We start from the raw sequence: 17,354 nt of genomic DNA on the forward strand, positions 1-17,354 counted from the left end.
AGCCCTGTAAGGGGTGGAGTTGACCGGTACTAATAGGCCGAGGGCTTGTCCTCAGTTGCTCGCGTCCACTGTGTTGTTCTGAAACAACGACCCCCGATCCCCATGAGAAGTGGGGGGTTGGGTGCGGTTGACAGTTTCATAGTGTTTCGGTGGTCATAGCATGAGGGAAACGCCCGGTTACATTCCGAACCCGGAAGCTAAGCCTCATAGCGCCGATGGTACTGCAGGGGGGACCCTGTGGGAGAGTAGGACGCCGCCGAACAATTATTCAAAGCCGCGGCCCCAGCGATTTCGCTGGGGCCGCGGCTTTTTTGTTTTCCGCGAACGTGCACAACAAGGCCGGCCAGACCGGGACCCCCTCCGCCCAGGCGCGGGGGGATCCAGGATGCCGGACAATGGAGAAGGCGCATGGCCAGGAGGCCGGGCGCCGATACCGCGGCGGCAGTGAACCTGCCGGATACGCGGTGGAGCTGAAGAAGCAGAAGGAGTCACCAAATGTCGAACCAGTCCCAGGACCGTCCTGAGCGCCGATCGGACGGGGGCCGCGGCGACGAGCCCCGGTCCCGTGGGGGCTGGTCCAACGACCGTCAGGGCGGCGGCTTCCGCCGCGACGACCGTCGCGATGACCGTCCGTCGGGTGGCTACCGGGGTCGTGACGACCGTCCGTCCGGTGGCGGCTTCCGCGACCGTGACGACCGCCAGGGTGGTGGCGGCGGTGGCTACCGGGGTCGTGACGACCGTCCGTCCGGCGGTGGCTTCCGCGACCGCGATGACCGCCAGGGTGGCGGCGGCTTCCGCCGCGACGACCGCCCTTCGGGCGGGTACCGGGGGCGTGACGATCGTCCGGCCGGCGGCGGCTTCCGTGGCGGCCGTGACGACCGGCCGTCCGGTGGTGGGTTCCGTCGCGATGACCGCCCCTCGGGTGGTTTCCGTGACCGTGACGACCGCCAGGGCGGTGGCGGCGGCTTCCGCCGTGATGACCGCCCCTCCGGTGGTGGGTTCCGTCGCGATGACCGCCCCTCGGGTGGTTTCCGTGACCGCGATGACCGTCAGGGCGGTGGCGGCGGCTTCCGTCGCGACGACCGCCCGTCCGGTGGTTTCCGTGACCGTGACGACCGCCAGGGCGGCGGTGGCTTCCGTGGCGGCCGTGACGACCGTCCCGCCGGTGGCGGTTTCCGCCGCGATGACCGCCCCTCCGGTGGCTTCCGTCGGGATGACCGTGATGACCGTCCGCGTCGTGACGACCGTCCGGCCGGTGGCGGCTTCCGTGACCGCGATGACCGTCAGGGCGGTGGCGGCGGCTTCCGTCGCGACGACCGTCCGTCGGGCGGCTTCCGTGGCGGCCGTGACGACCGTCCCGCCGGTGGTGGCTTCCGCCGTGACGACCGCCCCTCGGGTGGTTTCCGTGACCGTGACGACCGTCAGGGCGGTGGCGGCGGCTTCCGCCGTGACGACCGTCCGTCCGGTGGCGGCTTCCGTCGCGACGACCGCCCCTCGGGTGGTTTCCGTGACCGTGACGACCGTCCGTCCGGTGGTGGCTTCCGTCGCGATGACCGCCCCTCGGGTGGTTTCCGTGACCGCGATGACCGTCAGGGCGGTGGCGGCGGCTTCCGCCGTGACGACCGCCCGTCGGGCGGCTTCCGTGGCGGCCGTGACGACCGTCCCGCCGGTGGTGGCTTCCGCCGTGACGACCGCCCCTCGGGTGGTTTCCGTGACCGCGATGACCGTCAGGGCGGTGGCGGCGGCTACCGAGGCGGCCGTGACGACCGTCAGGGTGGCGGCTTCCGCGGCCGCGATGACCGCCAGGGCGGTGGGTACCGGGGCCGTGACGACCGCGACGACCGCGGTGGTTACCGCCGCGACCAGGACGACCGGCGGGGCAACTACGAGCCCGTCAAGCGTCTGCCGATCCCGGAGGACGTCACGGGCTTCGAGATCGACGCGGACGTGCGTCAGGAGCTCAAGAGCCTGCCCAAGACCCTCGCCGACGACGTCGCCCGCAACCTGGTGATGGTCGCCCGCCTGCTCGACAGCGAGCCGGAGGAGGCGTACCAGTACTCCCGCGTCGCGCTCCGTCTGGCCTCCCGCGTGGCGGCCGTCCGTGAGGCGGCGGGCTTCGCCTCGTACATGACGCAGCGGTACTCCGAGGCGCTGACCGAGTTCCGCGCCGCCCGTCGGATGACCGGCCGTGCGGACCTGTGGCCCGTGATGGCCGACTGCGAGCGCGGTCTGGGCCGCCCGGAGCGCGCCCTGGCGATGGCCGGCGAGCCCGAGGTCAAGCAGCTGGACAAGGCCGGTCAGGTCGAGATGCGTCTGGTCGCCGCGGGTGCCCGCGCCGACATGGAGCAGTTCGACGCGGCTGTCGTCACCCTGCAGAGCCCGGAGCTGGCCTCCAGCTCGGTGCAGCCGTGGACCGCGCGTCTGCGGTACGCCTACGCCGAGGCCCTGATCGCCGCCGGCCGGGCCGACGAGGCCCGTGATTGGTTCGCGAAGGCCGCCGAGGCCGACACCGAGGGCAGCACCAACGCCTCGGAGCGGCTGGCCGAGATCGACGGCGTGGAGTTCACCGACGCGCTCGACCCGGAGCTGGCCGAGGAGACGGCCGAGCAGGCCGAGGCCCCGGCGAAGAAGCGCGCCGGCGAGGTCTCCGACGACCGCGTGATCTTCGAGGACGAGGAGGACGTCGAGGAGTTCTACGACGAGGACGACCTCGAGATCGACGAGGACTTCGACGGCGTGGTCCCCGGGCGCGAGACCAAGAGCACCGAGAAGGCCGAGAAGGCCGAGAAGGCCGAGAAGGCCGAGGAGACCGACCAGGTCTGAGCCCTTCGGCCGTGGTGAGCCGTGGTGAGCCGCGGTGACACGAGTGAGGCCCTGCCGTTCCCCCGAGGGGGAGTGGCAGGGCCTCATCGCGTTGCGGGTGACGCCCCCCGAGGGCGTCAGTCCGGTGTCAGCTCGGTGTCAGCCAAGTTCGAGGTTGCGCAGCACCAGGCCGGTGGCCGGTTTCGGCCCGAAGGAGGTGGACTTGCGCGGCATGGTGACGCCCTGCTCGGCGAGCCGCCGCACCACGCTCTCCTTCACGGGGTGCAGCAGGACGGCGGTGCCGCCGGTGCGGGCGGCCTCCCGTTCGGCGGAGGCGGCGGTGTGCAGGTAGCCGATGTCGTCGGGGCCGTCCGGGACGTGCCAGGTGTGGTCGAGCAGGGTGGCGTGCAGCACGGTGGCGTCCAGGCGGCGCCACTCCTCGGGCCGGTCGTGCGGCACGGTGGCGTCGAGCAGGGCCTCCTCGGGCTCGCCGACGAGCCAGAAGACGCCGTCCCCGCCGGTCAGGACGAAGCCGTTGCCGCCGTGGCGCTTCTGCTCGGCGAGGGCCTGGAGGGCGGCGGTCAGCGGGCCGGGCACCTCCTTGACCCGCCAGTGTTCGCCGAGCCCGTCCAGTGCCTCGGCGATCGGCAGGCGGTACAGCACCCGGTGGATGGCCCGTACGCGCAGCGGGTAGCGGGCGGTGTCCACGAGCAGGACCAGGCCCCGGTCCCAGGGGCTGCGCGGCAGGTGGCGGTGCTCGCGCTGGAGGCGCAGGTACATCTCCCAGCGGTGGTGGCCGTCGGCGATCAGCGCGCGGCAGGTGGCGAGGTCGCGGCCGATCTCGGCGATGTCCTCGGCGTCGGTGACGGCCCACAGCCGGTGGTGGGTGCCGTCGCTGGTGGCGGTGGAGAGCAGGGGCTCGCCCTGGACCGTCCGTTCGATGACCTCGGAGGCGCCGCCCTTGCCCCGGTAGGTGAGCAGCAGCGGTTCGAGGTTGGCACGGGTCGTGCGCATCAGGCCGACGCGGTCGGCGACCGGGCGGGGCATCACGTCCTCGTGCGGGAGGACGACGCCGGCCTCGCGGTCGCTGACGGCGAGGGCGCCGATCAGGCCGCGCTGGAGCAGTTCGGGAGAGTCGGCGGTGGCGGGAAGGCGCTGTTCGTAGACGTAGAGGGCGGGTTCGGAGTCGGAGGAGAGGATGCCCTCGCGCTGCCAGTCGGCGAGCAGCCGGGCGGCGTGGCGGTATTTGGTGTCGCGATCGGGTCGGTCGCCGGCGTCCTCCGGCTCGGGTCTGGGAAGGATCAGCCGGACGACGTTGTGCGGATCGGCGGTCTCGAGGTCCAGCCGACGCCCTGGGTCGACCACGTCGTAGGGCGGGGACATCACCGCGGCGAGCGCACCGACCCGGTCGGGGACGTAGCGCAGACCTCGGAAGGGGGACAGGGACAGTCCTGCGGCGGCGACGTGCCCGGGATCTCCGGGGCCGCCCTCGGGAGTCTCGACTCCGTCGTATGCACTGGGTGTGCTCATTCTGGGCATCGTAACCGGGTACGCGTTGTTGAGAGATCGGAACGCCCGCCTCCGCGGGCGCGGGAGTGCGACCGAGGGCGAGGTACGGCGTGGACGACGGTCAGGACCGGCTGGGCGAGGGGCTCGACGGGACGGGCGGCGGGGTGCCGCCGCAGAGCCGGGGAGGGGAGCCGACCGGCGACGTGTACGACTGGTTCCGGCGCGGCGCGAGGCTGCTGGCGCAGGGCAACCCGGCCGCCGCCGAGCAGTTGCTGGCCCGGGCGGCGGCCGCCGAGCCGCACTCGCGCAGCATCCGGGAGGCGCTGGCGCGGGCCCAGTTCGACGCGGGCTCGTACGCGGCGGCGCTGGAGAACTTCCGGGCCGTGGCGCTGGCCGATCCGTCCGACGACTACGCTCAGTTCGGGTGGGGCGTCTCGGCGGCCCGGCTGGGCGACTTCGAGACCTCGGCCGAGCACCTGGCGCTGGCCGTGGCGATGGCGCCCGGCACCGACCACTACCGGGCGGCGCTGCGGCAGACCAGGGCGACCCTGGCGGCCCGCACCGGGGCGTACGGCCCGCTGCTGCCCGGGGCGCCCGGGTACCTGGAGCCCGGGGCGGAACGACACGACGCCAGTGAATGACGCCAGTGAATGACGCCCGTGAATGACGGCAGTGAATGACGCCCGTGAACGGCGGCAGCGAACGACGGCAGTGAATGAGGTAGCGCAGGCATGAGCGAGACGGCCCCCATCGAGCGACGCACCGCCCCCGGCGGGAGCGCGGCCCCGCTGACCGGGGAGTACGACACGGCGCTGCTGGACCTGGACGGCGTGGTGTACGCGGGCCCGCACGCGATCGAGCACGCCGTGGAGTCGCTGGACGCGGCGCGGGCGGCGGGGATGCGGCTCGCGTACGTGACCAACAACGCCTCCCGGCCGCCCCGCGTGGTGGCCGAGCACCTGACCGGGCTGGGCGTGCCGGCCGAGCCGGCGGACGTGATCAACTCGGCGCAGGCCGCCGCCCGGGTCGTCGCCGAGCAGGTGCCGGCCGGGGCGAGGGTGCTGGTCGTCGGCGGGGCCGGGCTGGAGGAGGCGCTGGCCGAGCGTGGTCTGGTCGCCGTCCGCACGCTGGCCGAGGAGCCGCAGGCCGTCGTCCAGGGCTACGACCCGACGGTGGGCTGGGCGCAGCTGGCCGAGGCCGCGTACGCCGTCCAGAGCGGGCTGCCGTGGGTGGCCTCGAACACCGACCTGACCATCCCGACCGCCCGTGGCATCGCGCCGGGCAACGGGACGCTGGTCGCGGCGGTGCGGGCGGCGGCCGGGGTGGACCCGGTGGTGGCGGGCAAGCCGCAGCCGCCGATGCACCGGGAGACGGTGCTGCGCACGGGTGCGCGGCGGCCGCTGGTGGTCGGCGACCGGCTGGACACGGACATCGAGGGCGCGTTCAACGGCGGGGTGGACAGCCTGCTGGTCTTCACCGGGGTGACCACCCCGGCGGAGCTGCTGGCGGCCCCGGCCGAGCACCGGCCGACCTACCTGGCGAAGGACCTGCGGGGGCTGCTGACGGCGCACCCGGAGGTGGCGGCGGCCGGCGCCGGGTTCGTCTGCGGCGGCTGGACGGCGACGGCCGAGGGCGGCGCGCTGCGGCTGTCGGGGGCGGGGGACCGCTGGGACGGCCTGCGGGCGCTGTGCGCGGCGGCGTGGACGGCGCTGGACGCGGGCGCCGGGGCGGTGGACGGAGGGAAGGCGCTGGCGGAGCTGGGGTTCTAGGACCGCCGGCTCAGAGGAGGGTGCGCAGGCGCAGCAGGTCGCGGAATCCGGCCTCCAGCCGGACGCGGCCGCTCGCCCAGGCGGAGGCGAAGTTGAGCCCGCCGCCGACGAGGGCGACCAGGTCGTCGCTGCTCATGGTGAGCCGGATCTCGGCCTTCTCGGCGGGCGCGCCGGGGGTGGAGACGACGTCCTGGATGCTGCCGTCGCGCAGGCGGCCGGTGAAGGTCAGGTCGAGGTCGGTGATCCGGCAGCTGAGCGAGCGGTCGAGCGCGGCGGCCTTGCGGACGTCCCCGGTGGACTTCGCCATGTTGCGGCTGAGCTGCTCCAGGGCCTCGCGGCACTCTTCGGCGTTGGCCATGACGGCCCTCTCTTTCGACTCTTGCCGGGCGGTCGCCGCCGGGGCACGCACCTCGCCGGCTTCTCGTCAGTCGCCGATGCTCCGCATCTACTCCCTCCTCGGCACCGCCGATGCACGCACCCCAACGACGCCCGCTGATCCGACAAGAGTCGAAAGAGAGGGCCGGGTCCGTTCCCGGGGCGTGACGGTGACTGAAGGGGCCACGGTACCCCAGGGCGTGTTTGGCGGTAGCGTCGTGCGTGGGAACGGCCCGGGACGGCCCGGGTCAATGGCGACGGAGCGATGCGCGCAGGCGCTGAGGAGGCACCCGGATGCTGCCGAGGACGGTGCGGGGAGCGGTGGCGGCCGCCGCCGTGGTGGTGGAGGAGGTCGGCAGGCGGGTCACCGCCACGGCGGCGACGGTCCTGGAGAGGACCGGGGTCGACGTGGCCGAGGTGGAGCGCCGGTTCGGCGGCCAGTTCCCGCCCTCCGCCGAGCAGTTGCAGACCCTGGCCGGGGAGGCGTTCACCGCCGGGCGTGCCGGGGTGGACCTGGCGGTCGGGGTGGCGCGCGGCGAGGTGGAGAAGGTCTTCGAGAAGGTCGGGGACCAGGTCACCAAGGTGGGCGTGGTGCTGGCCTATCTGGAGAGCAAGCTGCGCGAGGTCGAGGGCGAGGAGGCGGCGCAGCCCGCGCCGGACCCGTATGCGACCGAGGCTCCGGCGCCCCGGGCGGACGACCTGTTCGGGCGCGGCTGGGAGGAGCGGGCCGACGAGCCGGTCCTGGCCGAGCGAGTGGAGGTGGACGAGCCGGTGGAGGTCGACCCGCCGGTGCCGCCCGTGGCCCCGGTCGTGCCGGTGCGCAAGGCTGCCGCGAAGAAGGTGGCGGTCGAGAGGACGGCGGCGCAGAAGACCACCGCGAAGAAGACGACGGCGAAGAAGACCACCGCGAAGAAGACCACGGCCTCCAAGGCGACGGTGAAGCAGCCGACCGTGAAGAAGGCGGCCGCGGCGAAGAAGACCGCCGTCAAGAAGACGACCGTGCGCAAGGCCACCAGCCGGAAGCAGCCCGATGGCGAGTGAGCCCGGCGGGGCGGACCCGGCCGCCGAGACGGCCGCCGAGGTGACCGGCCCGCTGGGCGTGGAGTTCACCGCGACCGGGCACCCCGGGGTGGACACGGCCCTCGCCCGGCTGGAGGCGTTGGACGGGGTGCCGGCCGAGGCGCACGTCCCGGTGTACGAAGATGTTCACCAGCGGCTGGTCGACACGCTGGCCGCGCTCGACCAGGACTGATCGCAACCCGCACCACCCGTAGGAGCTGAAGTACCAGTGGCAGTGGCACGACGCCGACTCGACGCGGAGCTCGTCCGCCGCAAGCTGGCCCGGTCGCGCGAGCACGCGTCCGAGCTGATCGCGGCCGGGCGGGTGACGGTCGGCGGGACCACCGCGACCAAGCCGGCCACCCAGGTGGAGACCTCGGCGGCCGTCGTGGTGGCCAAGGACGACAACGACCCCGACTACGTCTCGCGCGGCGGCCACAAGCTGGCCGGGGCCTTCGCGGCCTTCGTGCCGCAGGGCCTGGTGGTCGAGGGCCGCCGGGCCCTGGACGCGGGCGCCTCCACGGGCGGGTTCACCGACGTGCTGCTGCGCGCCGGTGCGGCCCACGTGCTGGCGGTGGACGTCGGTTACGGGCAGCTGGCCTGGTCGCTGCAGAGCGACGAGCGGGTGACGGTGATGGACCGCACCAACGTGCGCGAGCTGACCCTGGAGACGATCGGTGGCGCGCCCGTCGACCTGGTGGTCGGGGACCTGTCCTTCATCTCGCTGGGCCTGGTGCTGCCCGCGCTCGCCGCCTGCGCGGCCGAGGACGCGGACCTGGTGATGATGGTCAAGCCGCAGTTCGAGATCGGCAAGGAGCGACTGGGCAGCGGCGGGGTGGTGCGCAGCCCGCAGCTGCGCGCCGAGATGGTGCGCCAGGTCGCCGGGCAGGCGTGGGAGCTGGGTCTGGGCGTGCGCGCGGTCACCGCGAGCCCCCTGCCGGGGCCGTCGGGGAACGTCGAGTACTTCCTCTGGCTGCGGCGCGGCGCCCCGCAGTTGGACCCGGCGGAGGCGGACCGGGCCGTCGCGGAGGGGCCGCAGTAAAGGCGTGCCGACGTGATCCGACAAACACGCCCTAAGCTCCTCAGCGGACGTCCGGTCCGTCATGCTGGGTGGCGCGACCGAACCGGGGCTCAGGGCGCCCGGCAGGCGTAGGGCCCGGCAGGCGTAGGCCCGGCAGGCGTAGGCCCGGCAGTCGTAGGGAGAGGGGCAGCGGCATGAGCGATGAAGAGCGCACGGTCTTCCTGATCGCGCACACCGGGCGGGAGACGGCGCTGCGCAGCGTCGAGGCGCTGGTGCACGGGCTGCTCAAGGCGGGTATCCGGATCAGGCTCCTCGCCTACGAGGCGGAGGGGCTGGACCTGCCCGAGGGCGTCGAGAAGGTCGTCGAGGGGCCCCGGGCGGCGGACGGCTGCGAGCTGATCCTCGTCGCGGGCGGGGACGGGACGCTGCTGCGCGGCGCGGAGTTGGCGCGTGAGCACGGGCTGCCGATGCTCGGGATCAACCTGGGGCGGGTCGGCTTCCTCGCGGAGGCCGAGCGGGACGACCTGGCCGTGGTGGTCGAGCGGGTGGTCGACGCCGACTACGAGGTCGAGGAGCGGATGACGATCGACGTCCTGGTGCGTACCAACGGCGATGTGGTGCACCAGGACTGGGCGTTGAACGAGGCGTCGATCGAGAAGGCGTCCCGGGAGCGGATGCTGGAGGTCGTGACGGAGGTGGACGGCCGTCCGGTCTCCAACTTCGGCTGTGACGGGGTGGTGTGTGCGACCCCGACCGGTTCCACCGCGTACGCGTTCTCGGGCGGGGGCCCGGTGGTGTGGCCGGAGGTGGAGGCGCTGCTGATGGTGCCGATCTCCGCGCACGCGCTGTTCGCCCGGCCGTTGGTGACCTCCCCGGATTCGGTGCTGGCCGTCGAGGTGCAGCCCAAGACCCCGCACGGGGTGCTCTGGTGCGACGGGCGGCGTTCGGTCGAACTGCCCGCCGGCGCGCGGGTGGAGGTGCGCCGGGGGCAGACGCCGGTGCGGCTGGCCCGACTGCACCGGGCGCCGTTCACGGACCGCCTGGTCGCCAAGTTCGCGCTGCCGGTGACGGGTTGGCGGGGGCGCTCCGACACGGAGCGCTGACGGCCCGTCGGTTTCCTTACGGGGGTGGCGGCTGGGTGTCGTCGGCGGTGGCGAAGCCCGGCCCGGCGGCCGCGCGGGCGGCCAGGTCGGCGAGCCGGTCGACGGCGGCGGGAACGGCCGCGGCGGGCACCGTGAACGGGATGCGCACGTGGTGCTCGAAGGCGCCGTCCGAGCCGAAGCGGTTGCCGGCGGCGATCCGCACCCCGTGCTGCTCGCCGGCCCGGGCCAGCGCGGCGCCGGACAGGGTGCCGGTGGAGACCCACAGCACCAGGCCGCCGGGCGGCAGGTGGAAGCGCCAGTCGGGCAGCCGCTCGGGCAGGGCGGCGGCGAAGGCGTGCGCGGTGGCGCGCAGCCGGGCGAACCGTTCGGCGCGGATCCGCGCCAGTGGTTCGCCGAGCAGTTCGGTGGCGATGAGCTGTTCGAGGACCGGGCTCCCGGCGTCGCTGTAGACCCGCTCGGTGGCCAGCCGACGCACCAGCTGGGGCGCGGCCCGTACCCAGCCGATCCGCAGGCCGCCCCAGAGCAGCTTGGCGGCCGAGCCGACGGTGATCACCTGGGCGGCGCGGTCCAGGGCCGCCATCGGGCGCGGCAGGGGCTCGGACTCCGGTACGCCCCAGCCGAGTTCGGCCGTGGTCTCGTCGACCAGGACGAGGGTGCCCGAGGCGCGGGCGGCGGCCAGCAGCTCGCGGCGCGGCTCCTCGGGGACGAGGGCGCCGGTCGGGTTGTGGAAGTCGGGGATGAGGTAGGCCACCTTGGGCGAGGCCCCGCGCAGCACCTGGCGCCACTCGGCGAGGTCCCACGCCGGGGTGGGGCCCGTCTCGCGGGCCCCGGGCGTCCAGGCGAAGGGCACGGGCACCAGCCGGGCGCCGGTGAGGCGCAGGGCCTGCAGGGTGTGGGCGTAGCTGGGCGCCTCGACGGCGACGCGGTCGCCGCGGCCGACCAGCAGTCGCTGGACGAGGTGCAGGGCCCCCATGGCGCCGGTGGTGACGAGGATCTGGTCGGGCGTGGTCGCCAGCCCGCGCTCGGTGTAGCGGCGGGCGAGGGCCTCGCGCAGCACCGGCAGGCCCGTGGGGTAGTGGCCGTGCCCGGTGGCGTAGTGGGGCAGCAGCTCGACGGCGCGGGCGGCGGCCCGGCCGAGCCAGGGCTCGGGGGCGGGCAGGGCGGCGATGCCGAGGTCCAGGGTGGCGCCCTGCTCGTGCGGGGGGAGGGGGTGCAGGGCGTCGGTGGGCGGCGGGGTGCCCTCGGGCAGGGCCGTCCAGCTGCCGGAGCCGCGGCGGCTGCGCAGGTAGCCCTCGGTGCGCAGGGTCTCGTAGGCGGTGGCGACGGTGGTGCGGCTGAGGTCGAGGCCCGCGGCGAGTTCGCGTTCGGCGGGCAGCCGGGCGCCGACGGGCAGACGGCCCTCGGTGACGAGCAGCCGGATCTGCCCGGCGAGGGTCCGGTAGGCGGGGCGGCGGGCGCCGGTGGGCTCGGGCAGCCGGGTGGCGGCCAGCAGCCGGGCGAGCGCGGGCGGGGTGACGGTGGTGTGCCAGTCGGCCATCGGCGGCGGGTTTCCAGTCCACTTGCTCGTGATTGGCCCTTGGGTGGGCCGTTTTGGCCCGCCCATCATGGCAGGGCGGCCGTCGGGGCCGCCACCGCCGGAGCCGCCGCCCCGGGGTGCAGCACCACCCGCAGGAGCACCCGTTGGCCACCACGACCACCCCGACCCCGACCCCGACCTCGACCGCGACCTCGACCTCGACCTTGACCCCGACCTCGACCGCCGGAACGAGCGCAACGGCCGGAGCGGCCCGCCCGAGCCTGGCCGTCCGCGTCCTCGGCGACACCCACGCCCTGGGCCGGCGCCTGCCGCAGCTGGCCTTCGGCCTGGTGCTGTACGGCACCAGCATGGGGCTGATGCTGCGCTCCGGCCTCGGCCTGGACCCGTGGGACGTCTTCCACCAGGGCCTCCAGCGCACCATCGGCCTCTCCGTCGGCGCCTGGGTGACGATCATGGGCGCCCTGGTGCTGCTGCTGTGGATCCCGATGCGCCAGCGCCCGGGCGTGGGCACCGTCGCCAACGTGGCGGTGATCGGCGCGGCCATGGACGGCGCCCTGCGCCTGTTCGACGCGCCCGGGGGCCTGCCGGCCCGGATCGCGCTGATGGTCGGCGCCGTCCTGCTCAACGGCCTGGCCACGGGCCTCTACATCGGCGCCCGCCTGGGCTCCGGCCCGCGCGACGGCCTGATGACGGGCCTGCACCGGCGCACCGGCCGCTCGCTGCGCCTGGTGCGCACCGGGATCGAGGTCACGGTGCTGCTGGCGGGGATCCTGCTCGGCGGCACCGCCGGGGTCGGCACCGTCCTGTACGCGCTGGCGATCGGCCCGCTGGCCCAGCTGTTCCTGCCCTGGTGCACCGTGCCGGGCCCGGCCGGGATCGAGGGGGAACCCACGGTGCAAACGCCCCGGAAGGGATGAACTTCGCGGCATGCAGTTGCCGCGCGCCGTTGCCGCTCGTCGCGCGCCGGGGGTGGAACCTCGTAAGGTCGTCTCCGTGTTGGACGAGATGCGGATACGGGATCTTGGGGTCATCGACGACGCGGTGGTCGAACTCGCCCCCGGCTTCACCGCCGTGACCGGTGAGACCGGTGCAGGCAAGACCATGGTCGTGACCAGCCTCGGCCTGCTGCTCGGCGGCCGCGCCGACCCGGGCCTGGTACGCAACGGCGCCGGGCGGGCCGTGGTCGAGGGCAGGCTCGAGCTGCCGCCGGGCTCCCCGGCGGCGGCCCGCGCGCTGGAGGCCGGGGCGGAACTGGACGACGGCGCCCTGTTGGTCAGCCGCACCGTCTCCGCCGAGGGCCGCTCCCGCGCGTTCGTCGGCGGCCGGGCCGTGCCGGTCGGGCTGCTCGCCGAGCTCGGCGAGGACCTGATCGCCGTCCACGGCCAGACCGACCAGCAGCGGCTGCTGCGCCCGGCCCGCCAGCGCGGCGCCCTGGACCGCTACGCGGGCGAGGCCGTCGCCGAGCCGCTGGCCCGCTACCGGGAGACCTACCGCGAGCTGCGCGAGGTCGCCGCCACGCTGGAGGAGCTGACCACCCGGGCCCGCGAGCGCGCCCAGGAGGCCGACCTGCTGCGCTTCGGCCTGGACGAGATCGCCGCCGCCGAGCCCGTCGCCGGGGAGGACGTCGAGCTGGCCGCCGAGGCCGAACGCCTCGGCCACGCGGACGCGCTGTCCTCCGCCGCGACCCTCGCCCACGCCGCCCTCGCCGGGGACCCGGCCGACCCGGAGGCGCTGGACGCGGGCACCCTGCTCGGCCAGTCCCGCCGCGCCCTGGACGCCGTGCGCCACCACGACGAGCGCCTGGCCGCCCTGGCCGACCGCCTCAACGAGGTCGGCTACCTGCTCGCCGACGTCGCCGGGGACCTCGCCGGCTACGCGGACGACCTGGACGCCGACCCGGTGCGCCTGGCCTCCGTCGAGGACCGCCGGGCCGTCCTGGCCCAGCTGCTGCGCAAGTACGGCGGCGAGGAGAACACCCTCGCCGAGGTCCTCGCCTGGGCCGAGGAGGGCTCCGTCCGCCTCCACGAGCTCGACGGCGACGACGACCGGATCGACGAACTCGGCGCCCAGGAGACCGAACTGCGCGCCCGGCTCGCCGAACTGGCGGCCGAGGTGTCCGCCGCCCGGCAGTCCGCCGCCGGCCACTTCGCCACCGCCGTCTCCGCCGAACTCGCCGAACTGGCGATGCCGCACGCCCGGGTGACCTTCGCGATCAGCCAGGTCGACGACCTGGCCGGCCTCGAGGTCGACGGCCGCACCGTCGCCTACGGCCCGCACGGCGTCGACGAGGTCGAGGTGCTGCTCGCCCCGCACCCGGGTGCCCAGCCGCGCCCGATCGCCAAGGGCGCCTCGGGCGGTGAGCTCTCGCGCGTGATGCTCGCCGTCGAGGTGGTCTTCGCCGGCGCCGACCCCGTCCCCACCTACCTGTTCGACGAGGTGGACGCGGGGGTCGGCGGCAAGGCGGCCGTGGAGATCGGCCGCCGGCTGGCCAAACTGGCCGAAAGCGCCCAGGTCGTGGTCGTCACCCACCTCCCGCAGGTCGCCGCCTTCGCGGACCGGCACCTGGTGGTGGAGAAGACGAACGACGGCACTGTCACCCGTTCCGGCGTCAAGGTGTTGAACGACGAGGAGCGGGTGCGCGAACTCTCCCGGATGCTGGCCGGACTGGAGGATTCCGAGTTGGGCCGCGCCCACGCCGAGGAACTCCTCGCCGCCGCCAGGAGCCCGCGCCACCGCTGATCACGCGTCGGCGGCCCCGAGTACGCGACGGCGACGCGCCCCGGTGGCGCCGACTGTCCAAGAGGGCCGCCGACCTGGCATGGTGGCGGCTGGACACTGGCTTTCCAGTCCCCGAGCGCCGCCCGTGGGCAACCCTCGCGAGGCGGTGCGCGAACCCGATCGAGTCGGATGCGAGACGACGTGGACCATTCCGCCGCCCGGGCCACCGCGGCCAGCCCCGAACCGGGGCAGCTGCACGTGGTACTCGTCCTGGCCGCCAGCACCGGCGGCATCGGAGCGCATGTGCGCTCCCTGGCCCAGGGCCTGGTCGCGCACGGCGTGATCGTCACGGTATGCGCCCCGGCCGGCACCGACGCCCTGTTCGGCTTCTCCCGCACCGGCGCGCGGTTCCACACCGTCGACATCACCCCCACCTCGGGCGCCCGCAGCGACGCCACCGCGATCGGCGAACTGCGCCGCGCCTTCACCGGCGCCGACGTGGTCCACGCCCACGGCGTGCGCGCCGGGCTGCTCTCCGACCTCGCGCTGCGCACCGCCGGCCGCTTCCCGGGCCTGCGCCCGGAGACCCCGCTGGTCGTCACCATGCACCACGCGCTGCTGACCACCGGCATGGAGCGGCGCCTCCAGCGGCTGATGGAGCGCCGGGTCGCCCGCGCCGCCGACCTGGTGCTCGGCGCCTCCTCCGACCTGGTCGCCCGGGCCCGCGAACTGGGCGCCACCGACGCCCGGCTGGGCCCCGTCGCGGCCCCGCCGATGCCCGAGGGCCGCCTCACCCGCCCCGAGGCACGGGCCGCGCTGCTCGACGGGGGCCCGGAGCGCCCGCTGGTGCTGGCCGTGGGCCGGCTCGTCCCGCAGAAGGCGTTCGCCCTGCTGCTGGAGGCCACCCGGGAGCTGTCGGCGCTCGACCCCGAGCCGCTGCTGCTGCTCGCCGGGGACGGCCCCGAGGCGGGCCCGCTGCGCGAGCGGGCGGCCGCCGAGAAGCTGCCCGTGCGGCTGCTCGGCTACCGCACGGACGTGCCCGACCTGCTGGCCGCCGCCGACGTGGTCGTGGTCTCCAGCCGCTGGGAGGCCCGCTCCCTGGTGGTGCAGGAGGCGATGCGCGCGGGCGTGCCGGTGGTGGCGACGGCCGTCGGCGGCATCCCCGAACTGGTCGGCGACGCCGCCGTGCTGGTGCCCTCCGGCGACGCGGGCGCGATCGGACGGGCGGTCGGCGAGCTGCTCGCCGACCCGGCCCGCCGTCAGGCGCTGGTGGCGGCCGGCCTGCAGCAGGCCGAGACCTGGCCGGACGAGGCCGCCACCGTCGCCCAGGTGCTCAGCACCTACGACGAGTTGATGCAGAGGTCCTAAACGGTCGCTCCCTCGACGCGTTCGGCGGCCGGGACCTCCGGCTGGGCCGAGAGGTAGGCGGCGCCGCAGGCGGTGAGCCGCAGGGCGGTGTCGATCAGCGGCACGTGGCTGAACGCCTGCGGGAAGTTGCCGACCTGGCGCTTGAGGCGCGGGTCCCACTCCTCGGCGAGCAGGCCGATGTCGTTGCGCAGCGACAGCAGCTTGTCGAACAGCTCGCGGGCCTCCTGCACCCGGCCGATCATCGCCAGGTCGTCGGCGAGCCAGAACGAGCAGGCCAGGAAGGCGCCTTCGTGGCCGGAGAGGCCGTCCACGTTGTTGCCCGACTCGTCGTGGGTCGGGTAGCGCAGCACGAAGCCGTCCTCGGTGGACAGTTCGCGCTGGATGGCCTCGATGGTGCCGATGACCCGCTTGTCGTCCGGCGGCAGGAAGCCGACCTGGGGGATGAGCAGCAGGGAGGCGTCCAGCTCCTTGCCGCCGTAGTACTGGGTGAAGGTGTTGCGCTCGGGGTCGTAGCCCTTCTCGCAGACGTCCCGGTGGATGGTGTCGCGCAGCTCGCGCCAGCGCTCCAGGTGGCCGTCGGCGGGCGCGTCCCCCGGGGCGTCCTCGGGGGTCTGCTCCAGCATCTTGATGGTGCGGTCCACGGCGACCCAGGCCATCACCTTGGAGTGGACGAAGTGCCGGCGGGGGCCGCGGACCTCCCAGATGCCCTCGTCCGGGTTCTGCCAGTGGTCCTCCAGGTACTCGATCAGGCGCAGCTGGAGGTGGTGGGCGTGGTCGTTGCGCACCAGGCCCGTCATGTGGGCCAGGTGCAGGGCCTCCACGACCTCGCCGTAGACGTCGAGCTGGAGCTGGCCGGCGGCGCCGTTGCCGATCCGGACGGGCTGGGAGCCCTCGTAGCCGGGCAGCCAGTCCAGGGAGGACTCGGTGAGCTCGCGCTCCCCGGCGATGCCGTACATGATCTGCAGGTTCTCCGGGTCCCCCGCGACGGCGCGCAGCAGCCACTCGCGCCAGGCGCGGGCCTCGTCGCGGTAGCCGGTGCGCAGCAGCGAGGAGAGGGTGATGGCGGCGTCGCGCAGCCAGGTGTAGCGGTAGTCCCAGTTGCGCTCGCCGCCGATGTCCTCGGGCAGGGAGGTGGTGGGGGCGGCGACGATGCCGCCGGTGGGGGCGTAGGTGAGGCCCTTGAGGGTGATCAGGGAGCGGACGACGGCCTCGCGGTAGGGGCCCTGGTAGGTGCACTGGGCGGCCCACTCCTGCCAGAACCCGGCGGTGGCCTCGAGCATCTCCTCTGCGTCGGGGACGGCCGGGGGCTCGAGGTGGGACGCCTGCCAGGTGAGGGCGAAGGCGATGCGCTCCCCGGTGCGGATCGTGAAGTCGGCGTAGGTGGTGAGGTCGCGCCCGTAGGTCTCGGACTCGCCGTCGAGCCAGACGGAGTCGGGCCCGGCGACGGCGACGGTGCGGTGGCCGCCGTCCGGCTGCTCCACCCGGTGGACCCAGGGCACGATCCGGCCGTAGGAGAAGCGCATCCGCAGCGCCGAGCGCATCCGGACGGTGCCGGCGACGCCCTCGACGATCCGGATCACCTGGGGGACGGCGTCCTTGCCGGCCAGCGGGCGCGGCGGCATGAAGTCGATCACCCGGACGGTGCCGCCCTGGGTGTCCCACTCCTGTTCGAGGATCAGCGAGTCGCCCCGGTAGCGGCGCCGGTCGGCCGGGAGGGCGGGAGCGGCGGCGGTGGGCGGGGGCACGCGCAGGTCGGCGGAGTCGGCGAGGCGCACCTTCGCGGCGGCGGCCGCCGCGGGGGCCTGGACCTCGCTGAGCACGGCCTCGGCCGGGCCGATCCGCCAGAAGCCGTGTTCGTCGGTGCCGAGCAGGCCCGCGAAGACGGCCGGGGAGTCGAAGCGGGGAAGGCAGAGCCAGTCGACCGCCCCGTCCCTGCTGACGAGGGCGGCGGTCTGCATGTCCCCGATGAGTGCGTAGTCCTCAATACGGCCGGCCACGTGGATCTCCAGTTCGCAATGTGGTCAGGGCATCGGCGAAGGAGGGAGCGAGCGGGTCTGCGGGGCCGGAGGTTCACCCCGGGACGTCCGGCCCGC

At 74.5% G+C, this 17,354-nt stretch carries 14 protein-coding genes, 1 rRNA gene and 1 pseudogene; 12 read left to right on the forward strand and 4 right to left on the reverse strand.

From position 1 onward, the window contains the following. The first annotated feature begins 145 nt into the window (after positions 1 to 145). The 3 genes and pseudogenes from rrf to ACIBCA_RS04010 all read left to right on the forward strand — a co-directional run bounded on the left by rrf (position 146) and on the right by ACIBCA_RS04010 (position 2,823). Positions 146 to 262 (forward strand): 5S ribosomal RNA (gene rrf, locus ACIBCA_RS04000). Between the two features lie 260 nt (positions 263 to 522). Beyond that, a pseudogene (locus tag ACIBCA_RS04005) lies at positions 523 to 1,236 on the forward strand (hypothetical protein); the annotation flags it as partial. 666 nt (positions 1,237 to 1,902) lie between these two features. Beyond that, positions 1,903 to 2,823 (forward strand): hypothetical protein, encoded by a 921-nt coding sequence (locus ACIBCA_RS04010; protein ID WP_396281786.1) that lies wholly within the window; start codon positions 1,903 to 1,905, stop codon positions 2,821 to 2,823. A 138-nt stretch (positions 2,824 to 2,961) separates the two neighbouring features. Here the strand turns inward: ACIBCA_RS04010 and ACIBCA_RS04015 are convergent, their stop codons facing one another. Further along, entirely contained in the window at positions 2,962 to 4,332 is a 1,371-nt protein-coding gene (locus ACIBCA_RS04015) for a DUF1015 family protein (RefSeq protein ID WP_396281244.1), read from the reverse strand. An 89-nt stretch (positions 4,333 to 4,421) separates the two neighbouring features. On the opposite strand from ACIBCA_RS04015, the gene ACIBCA_RS04020 reads away from it, so the two are divergent. Beyond that, the gene (locus tag ACIBCA_RS04020) at positions 4,422 to 4,952 is read left to right on the forward strand and encodes a tetratricopeptide repeat protein (RefSeq protein WP_396281245.1); all 531 of its coding nucleotides are present in this window, start codon (positions 4,422 to 4,424) and stop codon (positions 4,950 to 4,952) included. Positions 4,953 to 5,042: 90 nt separating this feature from the next. Beyond that, positions 5,043 to 6,080, forward strand: a complete 1,038-nt coding sequence (locus tag ACIBCA_RS04025; RefSeq protein WP_396281246.1) for an HAD-IIA family hydrolase — start codon at positions 5,043 to 5,045, stop codon at positions 6,078 to 6,080. Between the two features lie 10 nt (positions 6,081 to 6,090). On the opposite strand, the gene ACIBCA_RS04030 is transcribed toward ACIBCA_RS04025, so the two are convergent. Next, positions 6,091 to 6,438, reverse strand: coding sequence for an alkyl sulfatase C-terminal domain-containing protein (locus ACIBCA_RS04030; RefSeq protein WP_396281247.1), 348 nt, complete (start codon positions 6,436 to 6,438; stop codon positions 6,091 to 6,093). Between the two features lie 311 nt (positions 6,439 to 6,749). Between ACIBCA_RS04030 and ACIBCA_RS04035 the strand changes: the two genes are divergently transcribed. The 4 genes from ACIBCA_RS04035 (at position 6,750) to ACIBCA_RS04050 (ending at position 9,638) form a co-directional block, all read left to right on the forward strand. Continuing rightward, positions 6,750 to 7,496: a hypothetical protein gene (locus tag ACIBCA_RS04035; protein WP_396281248.1), complete on the forward strand. Its 747-nt coding sequence runs from the start codon at positions 6,750 to 6,752 to the stop codon at positions 7,494 to 7,496. Beyond that, complete coding sequence (locus tag ACIBCA_RS04040; RefSeq protein WP_396281249.1) at positions 7,486 to 7,707, forward strand: hypothetical protein; 222 nt, start codon at positions 7,486 to 7,488, stop codon at positions 7,705 to 7,707. The genes ACIBCA_RS04035 and ACIBCA_RS04040 overlap by 11 nt, the downstream gene beginning before the upstream one ends. A 42-nt stretch (positions 7,708 to 7,749) precedes the next feature. Continuing rightward, on the forward strand, positions 7,750 to 8,556 hold the full coding sequence (locus tag ACIBCA_RS04045) for a TlyA family RNA methyltransferase (RefSeq protein ID WP_396281787.1): 807 nt from the start codon (positions 7,750 to 7,752) through the stop codon (positions 8,554 to 8,556). 173 nt (positions 8,557 to 8,729) lie between these two features. Then, entirely contained in the window at positions 8,730 to 9,638 is a 909-nt protein-coding gene (locus ACIBCA_RS04050) for an NAD kinase (protein ID WP_396281250.1), read from the forward strand. Positions 9,639 to 9,654: 16 nt separating this feature from the next. On the opposite strand, the gene ACIBCA_RS04055 is transcribed toward ACIBCA_RS04050, so the two are convergent. Then, on the reverse strand, positions 9,655 to 11,175 hold the full coding sequence (locus tag ACIBCA_RS04055; protein WP_396281251.1) for a PLP-dependent aminotransferase family protein: 1,521 nt from the start codon (positions 11,173 to 11,175) through the stop codon (positions 9,655 to 9,657). A 143-nt stretch (positions 11,176 to 11,318) separates the two neighbouring features. Here ACIBCA_RS04055 and ACIBCA_RS04060 point away from each other — a divergent pair, with 143 nt between their 5' ends. The 3 genes from ACIBCA_RS04060 (at position 11,319) to ACIBCA_RS04070 (ending at position 15,261) form a co-directional block, all read left to right on the forward strand. Beyond that, entirely contained in the window at positions 11,319 to 12,092 is a 774-nt protein-coding gene (locus ACIBCA_RS04060) for a YitT family protein (protein ID WP_396281252.1), read from the forward strand. Positions 12,093 to 12,180: 88 nt separating this feature from the next. Further along, positions 12,181 to 13,914: a DNA repair protein RecN gene (gene recN, locus ACIBCA_RS04065; RefSeq protein WP_396281788.1), complete on the forward strand. Its 1,734-nt coding sequence runs from the start codon at positions 12,181 to 12,183 to the stop codon at positions 13,912 to 13,914. A gap of 168 nt (positions 13,915 to 14,082) precedes the next feature. Then, on the forward strand, positions 14,083 to 15,261 hold the full coding sequence (locus ACIBCA_RS04070; protein ID WP_396281253.1) for a glycosyltransferase family 4 protein: 1,179 nt from the start codon (positions 14,083 to 14,085) through the stop codon (positions 15,259 to 15,261). Here the strand turns inward: ACIBCA_RS04070 and ACIBCA_RS04075 are convergent. After that, positions 15,258 to 17,258 (reverse strand): glycoside hydrolase family 15 protein, encoded by a 2,001-nt coding sequence (locus ACIBCA_RS04075; RefSeq protein WP_396281254.1) that lies wholly within the window; start codon positions 17,256 to 17,258, stop codon positions 15,258 to 15,260. The two genes, ACIBCA_RS04070 and ACIBCA_RS04075, sit on opposite strands and share 4 nt — an antisense overlap. Positions 17,259 to 17,354: the final 96 nt, after the last annotated feature.

The sequence above is a fragment of the Kitasatospora sp. NPDC051170 genome, assembly GCF_044455705.1.
Classification (GTDB): domain Bacteria; phylum Actinomycetota; class Actinomycetes; order Streptomycetales; family Streptomycetaceae; genus Kitasatospora.

What these genes read in the sequence shown, in the direction of transcription:
- ACIBCA_RS04015 (WP_396281244.1), bottom strand. Translation starts at nt 4,332, where the DNA reads ATGAGCACACCCAGTGCATACGACGGAGTCGAGACTCCCGAGGGCGGC.
- ACIBCA_RS04025 (WP_396281246.1), top strand. Translation starts at nt 5,043, where the DNA reads ATGAGCGAGACGGCCCCCATCGAGCGACGCACCGCCCCCGGCGGGAGC.
- ACIBCA_RS04030 (WP_396281247.1), bottom strand. Translation starts at nt 6,438, where the DNA reads ATGGCCAACGCCGAAGAGTGCCGCGAGGCCCTGGAGCAGCTCAGCCGC.
- ACIBCA_RS04035 (WP_396281248.1), top strand. Translation starts at nt 6,750, where the DNA reads ATGCTGCCGAGGACGGTGCGGGGAGCGGTGGCGGCCGCCGCCGTGGTG.
- ACIBCA_RS04040 (WP_396281249.1), top strand. Translation starts at nt 7,486, where the DNA reads ATGGCGAGTGAGCCCGGCGGGGCGGACCCGGCCGCCGAGACGGCCGCC.
- ACIBCA_RS04050 (WP_396281250.1), top strand. Translation starts at nt 8,730, where the DNA reads ATGAGCGATGAAGAGCGCACGGTCTTCCTGATCGCGCACACCGGGCGG.
- ACIBCA_RS04055 (WP_396281251.1), bottom strand. Translation starts at nt 11,175, where the DNA reads ATGGCCGACTGGCACACCACCGTCACCCCGCCCGCGCTCGCCCGGCTG.
- recN (WP_396281788.1), top strand. Translation starts at nt 12,181, where the DNA reads ATGCGGATACGGGATCTTGGGGTCATCGACGACGCGGTGGTCGAACTC.
- ACIBCA_RS04070 (WP_396281253.1), top strand. Translation starts at nt 14,083, where the DNA reads ATGCGAGACGACGTGGACCATTCCGCCGCCCGGGCCACCGCGGCCAGC.